15 protein-coding genes are annotated in these 13,471 nt (G+C 70.7%); 6 read left to right on the plus strand and 9 right to left on the minus strand.

The features are described from left to right. The first annotated feature begins 10 nt into the window (after window positions 1-10). Complete coding sequence (locus tag ACGFZN_RS35345) at window positions 11-502, plus strand: inorganic diphosphatase (RefSeq protein ID WP_029381130.1); 492 nt, start codon at window positions 11-13, stop codon at window positions 500-502. A 115-nt stretch (window positions 503-617) separates the two neighbouring features. Next, window positions 618-2,273, plus strand: a complete 1,656-nt coding sequence (locus ACGFZN_RS35350) for a threonine/serine exporter ThrE family protein (protein WP_393862554.1) — start codon at window positions 618-620, stop codon at window positions 2,271-2,273. Window positions 2,274-2,296: 23 nt separating this feature from the next. Here the strand turns inward: ACGFZN_RS35350 and ACGFZN_RS35355 are convergent, their stop codons facing one another. Beyond that, the gene (locus tag ACGFZN_RS35355; RefSeq protein ID WP_393862555.1) at window positions 2,297-3,268 is read right to left on the minus strand and encodes a VTT domain-containing protein; all 972 of its coding nucleotides are present in this window, start codon (window positions 3,266-3,268) and stop codon (window positions 2,297-2,299) included. 147 nt (window positions 3,269-3,415) lie between these two features. Here ACGFZN_RS35355 and ACGFZN_RS35360 point away from each other — a divergent pair, with 147 nt between their 5' ends. Beyond that, the gene (locus tag ACGFZN_RS35360; RefSeq protein ID WP_393862556.1) at window positions 3,416-3,781 is read left to right on the plus strand and encodes a YbjQ family protein; all 366 of its coding nucleotides are present in this window, start codon (window positions 3,416-3,418) and stop codon (window positions 3,779-3,781) included. Window positions 3,782-3,824: 43 nt separating this feature from the next. Here the strand turns inward: ACGFZN_RS35360 and ACGFZN_RS35365 are convergent, their stop codons facing one another. Continuing rightward, complete coding sequence (locus ACGFZN_RS35365; RefSeq protein WP_393862557.1) at window positions 3,825-4,604, minus strand: MerR family transcriptional regulator; 780 nt, start codon at window positions 4,602-4,604, stop codon at window positions 3,825-3,827. A gap of 120 nt (window positions 4,605-4,724) precedes the next feature. On the opposite strand from ACGFZN_RS35365, the gene ACGFZN_RS35370 reads away from it, so the two are divergent. Both ACGFZN_RS35370 and ACGFZN_RS35375 read left to right on the plus strand, forming a co-directional pair. Continuing rightward, window positions 4,725-6,014: an ion channel protein gene (locus tag ACGFZN_RS35370; RefSeq protein WP_393862558.1), complete on the plus strand. Its 1,290-nt coding sequence runs from the start codon at window positions 4,725-4,727 to the stop codon at window positions 6,012-6,014. Window positions 6,015-6,047: 33 nt separating this feature from the next. Continuing rightward, entirely contained in the window at window positions 6,048-7,454 is a 1,407-nt protein-coding gene (locus ACGFZN_RS35375; RefSeq protein ID WP_393862559.1) for a glutamate decarboxylase, read from the plus strand. A 108-nt stretch (window positions 7,455-7,562) separates the two neighbouring features. Here the strand turns inward: ACGFZN_RS35375 and ACGFZN_RS35380 are convergent, their stop codons facing one another. From ACGFZN_RS35380 to ACGFZN_RS35390, 3 genes are all read right to left on the minus strand, one after another. Then, the gene (locus ACGFZN_RS35380; protein WP_393862560.1) at window positions 7,563-8,111 is read right to left on the minus strand and encodes a DinB family protein; all 549 of its coding nucleotides are present in this window, start codon (window positions 8,109-8,111) and stop codon (window positions 7,563-7,565) included. Window positions 8,112-8,289: 178 nt separating this feature from the next. Then, window positions 8,290-9,750, minus strand: a complete 1,461-nt coding sequence (locus tag ACGFZN_RS35385; protein WP_393862561.1) for an aldehyde dehydrogenase family protein — start codon at window positions 9,748-9,750, stop codon at window positions 8,290-8,292. Window positions 9,751-9,819: 69 nt separating this feature from the next. Then, entirely contained in the window at window positions 9,820-10,644 is an 825-nt protein-coding gene (locus ACGFZN_RS35390) for a helix-turn-helix domain-containing protein (RefSeq protein WP_393862611.1), read from the minus strand. A gap of 365 nt (window positions 10,645-11,009) precedes the next feature. On the opposite strand from ACGFZN_RS35390, the gene ACGFZN_RS35395 reads away from it, so the two are divergent. After that, window positions 11,010-11,483: an ATP-binding protein gene (locus ACGFZN_RS35395; protein ID WP_393862562.1), complete on the plus strand. Its 474-nt coding sequence runs from the start codon at window positions 11,010-11,012 to the stop codon at window positions 11,481-11,483. Between the two features lie 87 nt (window positions 11,484-11,570). On the opposite strand, the gene ACGFZN_RS35400 is transcribed toward ACGFZN_RS35395, so the two are convergent. The 4 genes from ACGFZN_RS35400 to ACGFZN_RS35415 all read right to left on the minus strand — a co-directional run bounded on the left by ACGFZN_RS35400 (window position 11,571) and on the right by ACGFZN_RS35415 (window position 13,279). Beyond that, window positions 11,571-11,840, minus strand: a complete 270-nt coding sequence (locus ACGFZN_RS35400) for a DUF397 domain-containing protein (protein ID WP_393862563.1) — start codon at window positions 11,838-11,840, stop codon at window positions 11,571-11,573. Window positions 11,841-12,044: 204 nt separating this feature from the next. Further along, window positions 12,045-12,524, minus strand: a complete 480-nt coding sequence (locus ACGFZN_RS35405; RefSeq protein WP_393862564.1) for an SRPBCC domain-containing protein — start codon at window positions 12,522-12,524, stop codon at window positions 12,045-12,047. 25 nt (window positions 12,525-12,549) lie between these two features. Then, window positions 12,550-12,897 (minus strand): metalloregulator ArsR/SmtB family transcription factor, encoded by a 348-nt coding sequence (locus ACGFZN_RS35410; RefSeq protein ID WP_360153976.1) that lies wholly within the window; start codon window positions 12,895-12,897, stop codon window positions 12,550-12,552. 7 nt (window positions 12,898-12,904) lie between these two features. Further along, window positions 12,905-13,279, minus strand: coding sequence for a VOC family protein (locus ACGFZN_RS35415; protein WP_393862565.1), 375 nt, complete (start codon window positions 13,277-13,279; stop codon window positions 12,905-12,907). Window positions 13,280-13,471: the final 192 nt, after the last annotated feature.

A 13,471-nucleotide genomic window follows, 5' to 3' on the forward strand; every position in this document is an offset into this window, starting at 1 on the left:
GGAGCCACCGGTGGAGTTCGACGTCACGATCGAGATCCCGAAGGGTTCGCGCAACAAGTACGAGGTGGACCACGAGACCGGTCGGATCCGCCTGGACCGTCGTCTCTTCACCTCGACCGCCTACCCGACCGACTACGGCTTCGTCGAGAACACCCTCGGCGAGGACGGCGACCCGCTGGACGCGCTGGTCATCCTGGACGAGCCGACCTTCCCGGGCTGCCTGATCCGGTGCCGCGCGATCGGCATGTTCCGCATGACGGACGAGGCGGGCGGCGACGACAAGCTGCTGTGCGTTCCGGCCACCGACCCGCGCGTGGAGCACCTGCGCGACATCCACCACGTGTCGGAGTTCGACCGCCTGGAGATCCAGCACTTCTTCGAGGTGTACAAGGACCTGGAGCCCGGCAAGTCGGTCGAGGGCGCCAACTGGGTCGGCCGCACGGACGCCGAGGCGGAGATCGAGCGGTCGTACAAGCGCTTCAAGGAGCAGGGCGGCCACTGACCGGCCGGTTTGTCTTCCGCGGGCCGCGGCACCCTGCCCGGGGTGGCGCGGCCCGTTTGCGTACTCATGCGCATACTGAGGCCTACGGAAGGTGTCGTTCAGGAAGCGGTGCGAGGTGACGGAGGCGGAGGACCGCAAGCCGCGGTCCGACGAGGCGCGGTACGACCCGGAGATCACGTCCGAGTTCGCGATTCCCGAGGGCATCGAGGTACCCGAGGGCGGCGGTGAGCCGGAGACGACATCGGAGTTCGCCCTGCCCCAGGGCCTGCAGACGCCGCAGCCGCCCAGCGCCGAGCCGGAGGGGTCGGCGTTCAGCCCGCCGCGCACCTACGGCGCCAGGGAGGTCCCGCCCGCGTTCACCCCGGCCACCGGGGTGCCGCTGGTCAGCCTGGTCAAGGACGCGCCCTGGCAGGACCGGATGCGCACGATGCTGCGGCTGCCGGTGGCCGAGCGGCCCGCGCCGGAGCTGGTGCAGCGCGCCGAGGAGGAGGGCCCCGCGGTTCCGCGCGTGCTCGACCTGACCCTGCGTATCGGGGAGCTGCTGCTGGCCGGCGGCGAGGGCGCGGAGGACGTGGAGGCCGCGATGTTCGCGGTGTGCCGCTCCTACGGCCTGGACCGCTGCGAGCCGAACGTCACCTTCACGCTGCTGTCGATCTCGCACCAGCCGTCGCTGGTGGACGACCCGGTGACGGCCTCGCGGACGGTACGGCGGCGGGGCACCGACTACACGCGGCTCGCGGCCGTGTTCCGCCTGGTGGACGACCTGACCGATCCGGAGACCCATGTCTCCCTGGAGGAGGCCTACCGGCGGCTGGCGGAGATCCGCCGCAACCGGCACCCCTACCCGGGGTGGGCGCTGACCCTGGCCAGCGGGCTGCTGGCCGGTGCGGCCTCCCTGCTGGTCGGCGGTGATCCGATCGTGTTCGTCGCGGCGGCGCTCGGCGCGATGCTCGGCGACCGGCTGGCCTGGCTGTGCGCGGGGCGGGGGCTGCCGGAGTTCTACCAGTTCATGGTGGCCGCGATGCCGCCCGCGATGATCGGGGTGGCGTTCTCGCTGGCGCACGTCGACGTGAAGGCGTCCGCCGTCGTCACCGGTGGGCTGTTCGCGCTGCTGCCCGGGCGGGCGCTGGTGGCGGGCGTCCAGGACGGCCTGACCGGCTTCTACATCACCGCCTCCGCCCGTCTGCTGGAGGTCCTGTACTTCTTCGTGGGCATCGTCGCCGGCGTGCTGGTCGTCCTGTACTTCGGTGTGAAGGTCGGCGGCAGGCTCAACCCGGACGCGGCGCTCGTCACCGACGAACGGCCGCTGATCCAGATCGCGGCGTCCATGCTGTTGTCGCTGACCTTCGCGGTGCTGCTCCAGCAGGAGCGTTCGACCGTGCTGTGGGTGACGCTCAACGGGGGCGTGGCCTGGACGGTGTACGGCGCGATGCACTACGTCGCCCACATCTCGCCGGTGGCGTCGACCGCTGTGGCGGCGGGGCTGGTGGGGCTGTTCGGGCAGCTGCTGTCCCGGTACCGGTTCGCGTCCGCGCTGCCCTACACGACGGCGGCGATCGGGCCGCTGCTGCCGGGCTCGGCGACCTATTTCGGGCTGCTGAACATGGCCCAGAACCAGGTGGACAAGGGGCTGGTGTCGCTGGCCAACGCGGCGTCCCTGGCCATGGCGATCGCCATCGGCGTCAACCTCGGCTCCGAGGTCTTCCGGCTGTTCCTGCGGGTCGGGTATCCAGGCAAGCGCCGGGCGGCCAAGCGGACGCGCGGCTTCTAACGCCGTCGCGCCGCTCCCCGCCTCTATGGGGCGCGGTACTCGCCCTGGCTGTGGTCGTAGGGGTACGGGTACTGCTGCTGCGCGTACTGCTGGTCGTCGTAGTACTGCTGGTCCCAGCCCTGCTGCTGCGGCGGCTGCTGGTGCCAGCCCTGCTGCTGATGCCAGTTCTGCTGCTGCGGCTGAGACTGCGGCTGCTGGTACGGCTGCTGCCCGTACGGATCGCCGTAGTGCTGCTCGTACGGCTGGTCGGGCTCGACGCGGCGCAGCTGGGTGGTCTCGGTGTCCATGACCGGTGCGTAGGGCTGCTCGTACGGCTGCCGGGACGCCGCCGCCCGGGGCTGCGGCGTGGGCTGGGGCGCGGCCTGCGCGGCCTTCTTCTCCTTGCCGCGGGCCCGCAGGAACTCGATCGCGATCGGGACGACGGAGACGAGGACGATCAGGATGAGGATCGCCTCGATGTTGTCCTTGACGAAGCCGATGTTGCCCAGCCAGGAGCCGAGCAGGGTGACGCCCGCGCCCCACAGGGTGCCGCCGATGACGTTGAAGACCAGGAAGGAGCGGTACCGCATGCCGCTGACGCCGGCGATGATCGGCGTGAACGTGCGGACCACGGGCACGAAGCGGGCCAGGACCAGGGACTTCGGGCCGTACTTCTCGAAGAACTCGTGCGCCTTGGTGACGTTCTCCTGCTTGAACAGGCGGGAGTCCGGGCGGTTGAACAGGGACGGGCCGACCTTCTTGCCGAACATGTAGCCCGCCTGGTCGCCGAGGACGGCGGCGAGGCAGATCAGGCCGATCGCGCCCCACAGCGGGAAGTGCATCTGGTGCGAGGTGATCAGCAGACCGCAGGTGAACAGCAGCGAGTCGCCCGGCAGGAAGAAGCCGATGAGCAGGCCGGACTCGGCGAAGACGACGAGCAGCAGGCCCCAGATGCCGTAGGTGCCGAGCAGGTGGTTGGGATCCAGCCAGCTCGGGCCGAGGGCGAGTGTCATCACGGGTCCGGGCTCCTGAAGGGTGAAGGCGGCTTCGGCGGCTGGTCTCGGTGAAAGGCCGTACAAAGCTATCAACGTGAGGTGACCGCCCCAGGTTCCACCGGTGTATCCAGGATGCACTGTGCGATGACCGGGAGAAAGCTGTGACCCATGGGACTCGATGACTACGGCGGCGGCCAGGGGCCCCAGCCCGATGTGCTGGTCGTGACGACGAACGACGTGCCCGGATACCGGGTGCAGCAGGTGATCGGCGAGGTCTTCGGGCTCACCGTGCGCTCGCGGCACCTGGGCAGCCAGATCGGCGCCGGTCTGAAGTCGATGATCGGCGGCGAGCTGAAGGGGCTCACCAAGACGCTGGTGCAGACCCGCAACCAGGCCATGGAGCGGCTGGTGGAGCAGGCACGCGCGCGTGGCGCCAACGCGGTGCTCGCCTTCCGCTTCGACGTGACCGAGGCCGCGGACGTGGGCACCGAGGTGTGCGCCTACGGCACGGCGGTGGTCGTGGCCCGGGAGTGACCCCCGTGCAGTCCCGGGCCATGACGGGTCGGACAGCGACCGGTCAGGCGGCGTGCCGGTCGGCGTTGGCGAGGATCGCGGCGCGCAGGTGCTCGGCGAGACCGGGGCGCTGGGAGTCGTAGAACGCCTTGAAGCGCTCGTCGGAGACGTACATCTCCGCGAAGCACCGGTGCATCTCGTAGGGGACCTCGAAGTAGTACCTGCTGATGTGCTGCCGGTGTTCCTCGGCCAGGTCCATGGCCGCCTCGCCCTCCGGCTGCTCGCCGGCGGCCACCAGGGCGGCGTACCGCTCCTGCCAGTCGTCGACCTCCGCCTTGATGCGCTTCCAGTCCTCCTTGGTGTAGCGGGCGGCGCGGCGCTGGGACTCGGCCCACGCCTCGGTGTCGCCCCAGCGCTGCTCCGCCTCCTCGGCGTACTGCTCGGGGTCCTTGTCCCCGAACACCTCGAACCGCTCCTCAGGCGTCAGGTCGATGCCCATCTTGCGTGCCTCCATGGCGTGCTCCACGGCCGCGGCCATCTTCTGGAGCTGCTCGATCCGGGCGGTCAGCAGTTCGTGCTGGCGGCGCAGGTGTGCGCGCGGGTCCGCGTCCGGGTCGTCGAGCAGGGCCGCGACCTCTTCGAGCGGGAAGCCGAGCTCCCGGTAGAACAGGATCTGCTGGAGCCGGTCGAGGTCGGCGCCGGTGTAGCGCCGGTGGCCGGCGTACGTGCGCTCGCTGGGCACGAGCAGGCCGATCTCGTCGTAGTGGTGCAGGGTGCGCACCGTCACTCCGGCGAACCCCGCGACCTGTCCCACGGAGTAGACCTGTCCCTCGGGGTGGCTCACTTTCCGCTCCTTCGGTCGGTACGTCTCCACGCTGAGGCCTCACGCCACGTGAGGTGCAAGCCGGTTCCGGTTCCGCATGTTCGACACAGTGTGGGCATTTTGTCCGCTTATGGTGAGCCCGTGGCCCAGGAAACCGACGCGCCGCAGGCGCCCCCGACCGCCCCCACGGCGCCGGCCCGGGCCCTGCTGCCGTTCATCCTGCCCGGCGTGGTGGTGGGCGTGGCCGCGAGTCTGGTCTTCGTCGGCGTGAGCGCGGCGGCGGAGCGGCTCCAGCACGTGCTGTGGGGCCCGGTGCCGGACGCGCTGGGGCTGGGCCGCTTCTCGGCGGCGTGGGTGTTCGTCATGCTCGTGGCGACCGGCGTGGCGGTCGGGCTGGTGGTGTGGAAGGCGCCCGGCCACGCCGGTCCCGACCCGGCCACCCTCGGTCTGAACGCCCCGGTGCTGCCGCCGGCCGTGCTGCCGGGCCTGGTGGTGGCGGCCGGGCTGATGCTGGCGGGCGGCCCGAGTCTCGGCCCGGAGAACCCGGTCATCGCGGTGAACGTCGGCCTCGCGGCCTGGCTCGGCGGGCGCCTGATGCCCCGGGCGCCGGGCGAGCTGTGGCCGGTGCTGGCGGAGTCGGCGACGATCGGCGCGCTGTTCGGCACACCGGTGGCGGCGGCGCTGGTCATCTCCGAGGCGCTCGCCGGGCGCCCGATGCGCGGCCGGCTGTGGGACAACCTGTTCGCGCCGCTGACCGCCGGCGCCTGCGGGGCCGTGACGACCACCCTGGTGGCCCACCCGAGCTTCGACCTGCGGCTGCCGCCCATGGGCCACCCGCGGCCGGGGGACGTGCTGGCGGCCGTGGTGATCGCCCCGGCGGCGGCGCTGCTCGGCATGGCCGCCGTGTACGCCTTCCCGTACGTCCACGCGGTCTTCCGGCGGCTGCGACACCCGATGCTGATGCTTCCGGCCGGCGGGGTCGTGCTGGCCGCTCTGGGAGTCCTGGGCGGCCCTCTGACGCTCTTCAAGGGGCTGTCGGAGGTCGGCGAGCTGGCCCGGCGTCCGGACGGCTGGTCGGCGGGGCAGTTCGCCGCGATGGCGGTGGTGAAGCTGGCCGCGCTGCTCGTCGCCGCGGCCTCGGGCTTCCGCGGCGGCCGTATCTTTCCGGCGGTCTTCGTGGGGGCGGCCCTGGGGCTGTGCGCCCACGCCCTCGTGCCGGCCGTGCATCCGGCGGTGGGCGTGGCCACGGCCGTCCTGGGCATGCTTCTCGCGGTCACCCGGCAGGGCTGGGTGAGCCTGTTCACCGCCGCCGTGCTCGTCGCCTCGCCCGGCGTGCTCGCCCTGCTGTGCATCGCTTCCCTGCCCGCCTGGCTGCTGGTGACGGGGCGTCCGCAGATGCAGCTGGGCCAGGACGGGGCACCAGTCCGCTGACATCCCTCGACCCGGTTCCCCTGGAGGCAGTTGATGGCCCTGCACAAAGGTCCCGAGAAGCACGACGAGCGGACGATGTCCGTCAACCCCTTCTTCGGGGAGGCGGATCCGGTCGGCGGCATGACCGAGGCCCCGCCCACGCACCGGCTCCCGGACGCGCCGATGCCCCCGTCCACGGCGTACCAGCTGGTGCACGACGAGCTGATGCTGGACGGCAACTCACGGCTGAACCTGGCCACGTTCGTCACCACCTGGATGGAGCCGCAGGCCGGGGTGCTGATGGGAGAGTGCCGGGACAAGAACATGATCGACAAGGACGAGTACCCGCGCACCGCCGAACTGGAGCGGCGCTGCGTGGCGATGCTCGCCGACCTGTGGAACGCGCCGGACCCGGCGTCGGCGGTGGGCTGTTCGACCACCGGCTCCAGCGAGGCCTGCATGCTCGCCGGGATGGCGCTCAAGCGGCGCTGGGCCCAGCGCAACGCCGACCGCTACCCGGGCGCCCGGCCCAACCTGGTCATGGGCGTCAACGTGCAGGTGTGCTGGGAGAAGTTCTGCAACTTCTGGGAGGTGGAGGCCCGGCAGGTGCCCATGGAGGGCGACCGCTTCCATCTGGACCCGCAGGCGGCCGTGGAGCTGTGCGACGAGAACACCATCGGCGTCGTCGGCATCCTGGGCTCCACCTTCGACGGCTCCTACGAGCCGATCGCCGACCTGTGCGCCGCCCTGGACGCCCTCCAGGAGCGCACCGGGCTCGACGTCCCCGTGCACGTGGACGGCGCGTCCGGCGGCATGGTGGCGCCCTTCCTCGACCCGGACCTGGAGTGGGACTTCCGGCTGCCTCGCGTGGCCTCGATCAACACCTCGGGGCACAAATACGGCCTGGTGTACCCGGGGGTCGGCTGGGCGCTGTGGCGGGACAAGGAGGCGCTGCCCGAGGAGCTGGTCTTCCGGGTCAACTACCTCGGCGGCGAGATGCCGACCTTCGCCCTCAACTTCTCCCGGCCCGGCGCCCAGGTGGTCGCGCAGTACTACACCTTCCTGCGCCTGGGCCGCGAGGGATACCGCGCGGTGCAGCAGTCCACGCGGGGCGTGGCGACGACGCTCGCCGGGGGGATCGAGGCGCTCGGCGACTTCCGGCTGCTGACCCGGGGCGACGAGCTGCCGGTCTTCGCCTTCACCACCGCCCCGGACGTGACGGCGTACGACGTGTTCGACGTCTCCAGGCGGCTGCGCGAGCGCGGCTGGCTGGTGCCCGCGTACACCTTCCCGGCGAACCGGGAGGACCTGTCCGTGCTGCGGGTGGTGTGCCGCAACGGCTTCTCCCACGACCTGGCCGACCTGTTCCTGGACGACCTGACCCGCCTGCTGCCGGAACTGCGCCGGCAGCCGCACCCCCTGACCCACGACAAGGCGGCGGCCACCGGCTTCCACCACTGAGCCACGGGGACCTTCCTCGCCGTCTCCGGTGACGCGCACGCGCGCGTGGCGGGCGGCTCGCGCACCACGCGCGCGTGCACGGATGCCGTACGGCCGCCCGCCCGGCCCTCACCCCAAGGAGCCGCCCTGCTCCCGGGCTACCAGCTCGAAGGCGGTGCTGCCGTCCAGGGACTCCCGGATGACGTCGGCGTGGCCGGCGTGCCGGGCCGTCTCGCGGATCAGGTGCAGACACACCCAGCGCAGCGAGACCCGGCCCTCCGGCGGGAACCAGGGGTCCGGCGGCAGCGGGAAGGTGTCGTCCAAGCTGGGCGCCGAGCGGATGAACTTCTCCGTCTCGGCGGCGACCTGCTCCCAGTACGCCAGCTGCGAGGCGACCGTCTCCTCGCCGACCAGCCGGAAGCTCTCGTGCCAGTTCGACGCGTCGCGCCGCACGGCCGGGGGCTCCTGCCGGGCCCGCGCGATCCACATCTGCTCCACCTCGGCGACATGCTTGAGCAGGCCGCCGAGCGACAGTTCACTGGCGCTGGGGCGGGAGCGGGCCTGCTCCTCGGTCAGTCCGAGCAGGGCCCGGCGGATCCCGCCGCGCTGCTCCTCGAGGAACGCGAGCAGCGCCCCGCGCTCGTCGCCCTGCGCCTCCGCCGGTACGTGCTTGACCATGGCCGGCCGCCTCTCGTCACCGTCGCCGGGGCCCTCTGCCCCCCTGACACCGACGACGCTACGGGGCATTGCGGTCAGCTGCTGTCCTAATGGCCGGGTTTCTCGGCGAAGGCGCAGCCGCGACCGAGCGGCGCGCGGGCGGGCGCGCGGGCGGCGATCAAGCGGGCCGCGGGGGCGGCTAGAACGGGAAGCCGCTGCGGCCGTGCTGCACGGAGATCCACTTGACGGTGGTGAAGGCCTCCAGGGTCGTGTCGCCGTTCAGGCGGCCGACGCCGGAGTGCTTCTCACCGCCGAACGGCACGATCGGCTCGTCGTGGACCGTGCCGTCGTTCACGTGGAACATGCCGGTGTCGACCTGCTTGGCGAAGGCGACGCCCCGCTCGACGTCCCCCGTGTGGACGGCACCGCTGAGGCCGTAGGGCGTGTCGTTGACGATGCGCAGCGCCTCCTCCTCGCCGTCGAACGGGATGAGGAAGACGACCGGCCCGAACACCTCCTGCTGGAGCAGCGCGGAGCCGGCGGGGACGTCGGTGAGCACGCTGGGCGCCACCAGGTTGCCCTCCGTGGCACCCCGCACCAGGGCCGTGGCGCCCTCGGCGAGGGCCTGCTCGACGGCGCCGGACACGGCGTTCGCCTGCTGGCTGTTGATCACCGGGCCGATGACGGTCTGCGGGTCGCGCGGGTCGCCGACCTTCAGCGACTTGACCTTGGCGACGAACTTCTCGGTGAACTCGTCCGCGACCGCGCGGTCCACCAGGACCCGGTTGGCGGCCATGCAGACCTGGCCCTGGTGCACGAACCGGCTGAAGACCGCCGCGTCCACCGCGTAGTCGACGTCGGCGTCGTCCAGGGCCACCAGCGCGCTGTTGCCGCCCAGTTCGAGCACCGCGCGCTTGAAGTTCGCGGCGCAGACGGTGGCCACGTGCCGGCCGACCTTGTCGGAACCGGTGAAGGAGATGACCCTCGGCACCGGGTGCTCGAGGAACGCGTCGCCGATCTCGGCGATGTCGGTGACGACCACGTTCAGCAGGCCGCCGGGCAGCCCGGCGTCCTCGAAGATCTTCGCGATCACGGTGCCGCCGGCGATCGGGGTGTTCTGGTGCGGCTTGAGGACCACGGCGTTGCCGAGCGCGAGAGCCGGCGCCACCGACTTGATCGACAGCAGGAACGGGAAGTTGAAGGGGCTGATCACGCCCACGACGCCCACCGGCACCCGGTAGACGCGGTTCTCCTTGCCCTCGGCCGGGGAGGGCAGGATCCGGCCCTCGGGGCGCAGCGCCAGGTTGACCGACTCGCGCAGGAACTCCTTGGCGAGGTGGAGCTCGAAACCGGCCTTCACGCGCGTGCCGCCCAGTTCCGCGATGATCAGGTCGGCTATCTCCTGCTCGCGGTCCTCTATCAGCCGCAGGGCCTTCTCGAAGACCGCACGGCGCGCGTAGGGGTTGGTTTCGGCCCACTTCTTCTGGGCGCGGGCGGCGGCCCGGTAGGCCTGGTCGACCTCGTCGACCGTGGCCACCGTGATCGAGGCCAGCTTCTCGTCGTCGTACGGGTTGAAGTCGATGACGTCCCAGGAACCGGTGCCCGGTCGCCACTCACCGTCGATGTACTGCTGGGCCAGGTCGCTGAAGTAGGACGACATGTGATCCCTCAATCACTCGCGGAGCCAGATCCCGGTCACGGTCTGATCACACGTCATCGTACTTGTGTTTCAAGAGAGTTGAAGGAGACCTCGGAGAAGGTCCCGGCTCTCCGCGGGGCCGGGACTGTCCTGCTGGAGCTCCTTCAGGGCCTGCTCGTACTGGGCGACGTCCTCGCGCTTGTCCAGGTACAGGGCGCTGGTCAGCTGCTCCATGTAGACGACGTCGGACAGATCGGCGTCGGGGAAGCTGAGGATGGTGAAGGCGCCGCTCTCGCCGGAGTGCCCGCCGAAGCTGAAGGGCATGATCTGCAGCCGTACGTTGGGCCGCTCGGAGATGTCGATCAGGTGCTGCAGCTGGCCGCGCATCACGGCTCGGTCGCCGTAGGGGCGGCGCAGGGCGGCCTCGTCGAGCACGATGTGGAACTCGGGGGCGCTGTTCGCGAACAGGTGCTTCTGCCGCTCCAGGCGCAGGGCGACCCGGCGTTCCACGTCGGCCGGGCTCGCGCCCTTCATGCCGCGCCGGACCACCGCGCGGGCGTAGTCCTCGGTCTGGAGCAGGCCGTGCACGAACTGCACCTCGTAGACGCGGATGAGGGAGGCGGCGCCCTCCAGGCCCACGTAGGTGGGGAACCAGCTGGGCAGGACGTCGGTGTAACTGTGCCACCAGCCGGCCACGTTGGCCTCCCGGGCGAGGGACAGCAGCGACTCGCGCTCGCTCTCGTCGGTGATGCCGTACAGCGTCAGCAGGTCCTCGACGTCCCTGGTCTTGAAGCTCACCCGGCCCAGCTCCATCCGGCTGATCTTCGACTCGGACGCGCGGATCGAGTAGCCCGCCGCCTCGCGCGTGATCCCGCGTGCTTCCCGCAGTCGCCTGAGTTGCGAGCCGAGCAGCATCCGCCGCACCACCGATCCGGGCTCTCCCGCGCTCACCTTCGTCAGCCTCCCCAACCGTCCTCAGGGCTCGCAGTCTGCCACTAAAACACTTCGAGCTGTACTCGTCCGGTTACAGAAACGGAAAGAGTGGGCCGTTTCCGCACGCGTGCGGTCGGGAAAAGGTCAGGACCTGTGGCGGCAACCGCCGACAAGATGGCGGAAAAAATGACCAAGAAGCGGTACGAGAAGGGCGATTCCGGTCACGTGCACGTGCATCTGCCCTTGCATCTGGTGTGCGCATCCGAAACCATGGTGCCGCGCCACCGCTGCATCGCAACGACCGCGAATTCCCGGGAGTGCCTCGCATGGGGACGAATGGATCGACCATGCTCAAGCCGTTACGGCAGGGCCTTCCGCCGCTGGATCCCGCGGCCGTGTCCAATGCCGCCTCCTGCGCCCTGCCCGCCCGTTACGAAGCGGTGCGCGAGGCCCGGAGATTCACCCGCGGCACTCTCGACCAGTGGGGCGTGGGAGACCGCTTCGACGACATATGCCTCGTCGTCTCGGAACTCGTCACCAACGCCCTGCGCCACGGCCTCACCCCGGATGCGGCGCGCTGCGAACACGCCCCGTCCGTACGGCTGCACCTGATGCGCTGGACCGAACGGCTGGTGTGCGCGGTGCGCGACCCGAGCCGCGAGACGCCGGCGCCGCGCGACTCGGACGACTTCTCCGCCGAGTCCGGGCGCGGGCTCTTCCTGGTCGACTCCTTCGCCGACAGCTGGGGCTGGCACCCCGTCGCGGGCACGCTGCACGGCAAGGTCGTCTGGGCGCTGTTCCGGCTCCAGCAGGCCGGCTGACGCGCTACGGCACCCACGCACGCGCGGTGTCTACGCGCGTACACCCTGACATCGTTGCCAACGGCCCGAGCGGGGTGCCGCCGGGCGTCACCCCGCTATCAGGTGGTCGAACTCGCCGTCCTTGGCGCCGAGGAGCATGGCCTCGATCTCCGCGCGCGTGTAGACGAGCGCCGGACCGTCGGGGAAACGCGAGTTGCGTACGGCGACGTCGCCGCCCGGAAGTCTCGCGAACTCCACGCAGGATCCCTGCGAGTTGCTGTGCCGGCTCTTCTGCCAGGCCACTCCGACCAGCTGCTCGGCAGCCATGCCGTTGTACACGTCGTACCCCCCGTACACGCCGTCAACGTCGCGGTCCACAGGTCGCTCCCCGGTGGTGCACTGGCTGGTGTGGCCATAGATGCTGTGGTCAACTGACCCGGATCATAACCTTGTTCACGTGCAGATGCGTGAGCAAATGCACGTGCACGGCGGGTGTTCCCGTGGTTACAGGTTTGACGTCCGCTTTACCGAAGCCGCCCCGTGACCTGTGCGGCCGATCGTCCGGGCCGTTGCCGGCAGGGCCTAGCCGAGCTGCTCCAGCGTCTGCCCCAGAGCGGGAAGGACATGCCCCCGCCACCCCCCGTCCATGATCTTCCGCGCCATCAGCTGAGCCGGATCGTCCGGATCGAAACCTTCGTGCACCAGGAAAAGACGCGTTCCGCGCCCTTCCTGTTCCAGGGTCCAGGTGACGGTCCACTCCGCGGGGTTGGCCGGATCGGCGTCGGCCCAGCGGACGGACAGCATCCGCTCGATGTCGTAGGCAAGCACCCGCACCTCCACGACCCCGGAGAAACGGGTGTTGGGACGCGGGACGGAGGTCATCCGGTACCGGTGGCCGACCTGGAGCCGGAAGCCCTCGGCGCCGGGCATCTGCCACTGCGCGAGCAGTCGGGGGTCGGTCAGGGCGCGCCAGACCTTGGCGGGCGGGTGCGGGAGGAACTGGTCGACGCGGATGGTGGTCAGGTCGTCCGCATCCTGTTCACTGCCGGGTTCGGTGCTCATGAGTGGCTCACTGCCGGTCGGGGGCTCATGACCGGTCATCGTCGGGCAGCCGGTCGAGCAGCTCGCCGAGGTCCTTCAGCCGGTCGCGCCAGAACCGCTCGTACGGGTGCAGCCATTCCTGCACCTCGGCGAGGGGGGCGGCCCGGAGGCGGTAGATGCGCTGCCTGCCGGAGCGCTGCTCGGAGACCAGGCCGGCCTCCCGCAGCACCCTGAGGTGTTCCGACAGACTCGGGCGGCGCATGTCGAAATGGTCGGCCAGGGCCTGGACGGGCTGCGGCCCGCGCTCGCGCAGCAGCCGCAGCACCTCGCGGCGGGTGGCGTTGGCGAGCGCGGCGAAGACGCGGTCCTCGGCGGCGGTACCCGTCCCGTTCATGGAGCGGTCAGAAGCCTTCCTTCTCCGTCAGCAGCATCAGACCGTTGCCGTCGGGATCCGCGAAGGAGGCCATCCGCCCCCAGGGCATGTCGTCCGGCCCCTGCACGGGGATCCCGGCCGCGGCCAGCCGCGCGCAGTCCGCGTCGACATCGGTCGTCACCAGCATGATCCCCCGCGCGGACCCGGGCTCGAAACCGCCCATGCCGGGCCCGGAGAGCGTGAAGACGGTCTGCGCCCCCTCGGGGGCCAACTGGAGCCAGCGGCCCTGGGGCATGTCCCGGTCGGCGGTGACCTGGAAACCGAGGACGTCCCGGTAGAAGCGCAGGGCGCGGTCCTGGTCGAAGACGGGGAGGGTGACGAACGAGGCGTGGGTGATGGTCATGGGCCGAGGATAGGTAGGGAAGTTCCTACGCGTCAAACGTAGGTGATTTCCTACGCGTGGGGGTGAGCCGCGGAGGGCGATGGGCTTGCGGCGGGCTTTACGGCGCTCTCAACCGATTCCTGTCCCGTGTCCCGAGGTCCTCCGGGTAACTGCTGGTAGCTTGCTGCGAGCCGTCCGGGCGCGGACGGCCGA

The organism is Streptomyces sp. NPDC048192, from assembly GCF_043202415.1.
GTDB lineage: Bacteria > Actinomycetota > Actinomycetes > Streptomycetales > Streptomycetaceae > Streptomyces.

Bases quoted from the DNA above. Each gene is read 5' to 3' on its own strand.
- ACGFZN_RS35360 (WP_393862556.1), top strand. From the start codon at position 3,416: ATGGGACTCGATGACTACGGCGGCGGCCAGGGGCCCCAGCCCGATGTG.
- ACGFZN_RS35375 (WP_393862559.1), top strand. From the start codon at position 6,048: ATGGCCCTGCACAAAGGTCCCGAGAAGCACGACGAGCGGACGATGTCC.
- ACGFZN_RS35380 (WP_393862560.1), bottom strand. From the start codon at position 8,111: ATGGTCAAGCACGTACCGGCGGAGGCGCAGGGCGACGAGCGCGGGGCG.
- ACGFZN_RS35385 (WP_393862561.1), bottom strand. From the start codon at position 9,750: ATGTCGTCCTACTTCAGCGACCTGGCCCAGCAGTACATCGACGGTGAG.
- ACGFZN_RS35390 (WP_393862611.1), bottom strand. From the start codon at position 10,644: ATGCTGCTCGGCTCGCAACTCAGGCGACTGCGGGAAGCACGCGGGATC.
- ACGFZN_RS35395 (WP_393862562.1), top strand. From the start codon at position 11,010: ATGCTCAAGCCGTTACGGCAGGGCCTTCCGCCGCTGGATCCCGCGGCC.
- ACGFZN_RS35405 (WP_393862564.1), bottom strand. From the start codon at position 12,524: ATGAGCACCGAACCCGGCAGTGAACAGGATGCGGACGACCTGACCACC.
- ACGFZN_RS35410 (WP_360153976.1), bottom strand. From the start codon at position 12,897: ATGAACGGGACGGGTACCGCCGCCGAGGACCGCGTCTTCGCCGCGCTC.
- ACGFZN_RS35415 (WP_393862565.1), bottom strand. From the start codon at position 13,279: ATGACCATCACCCACGCCTCGTTCGTCACCCTCCCCGTCTTCGACCAG.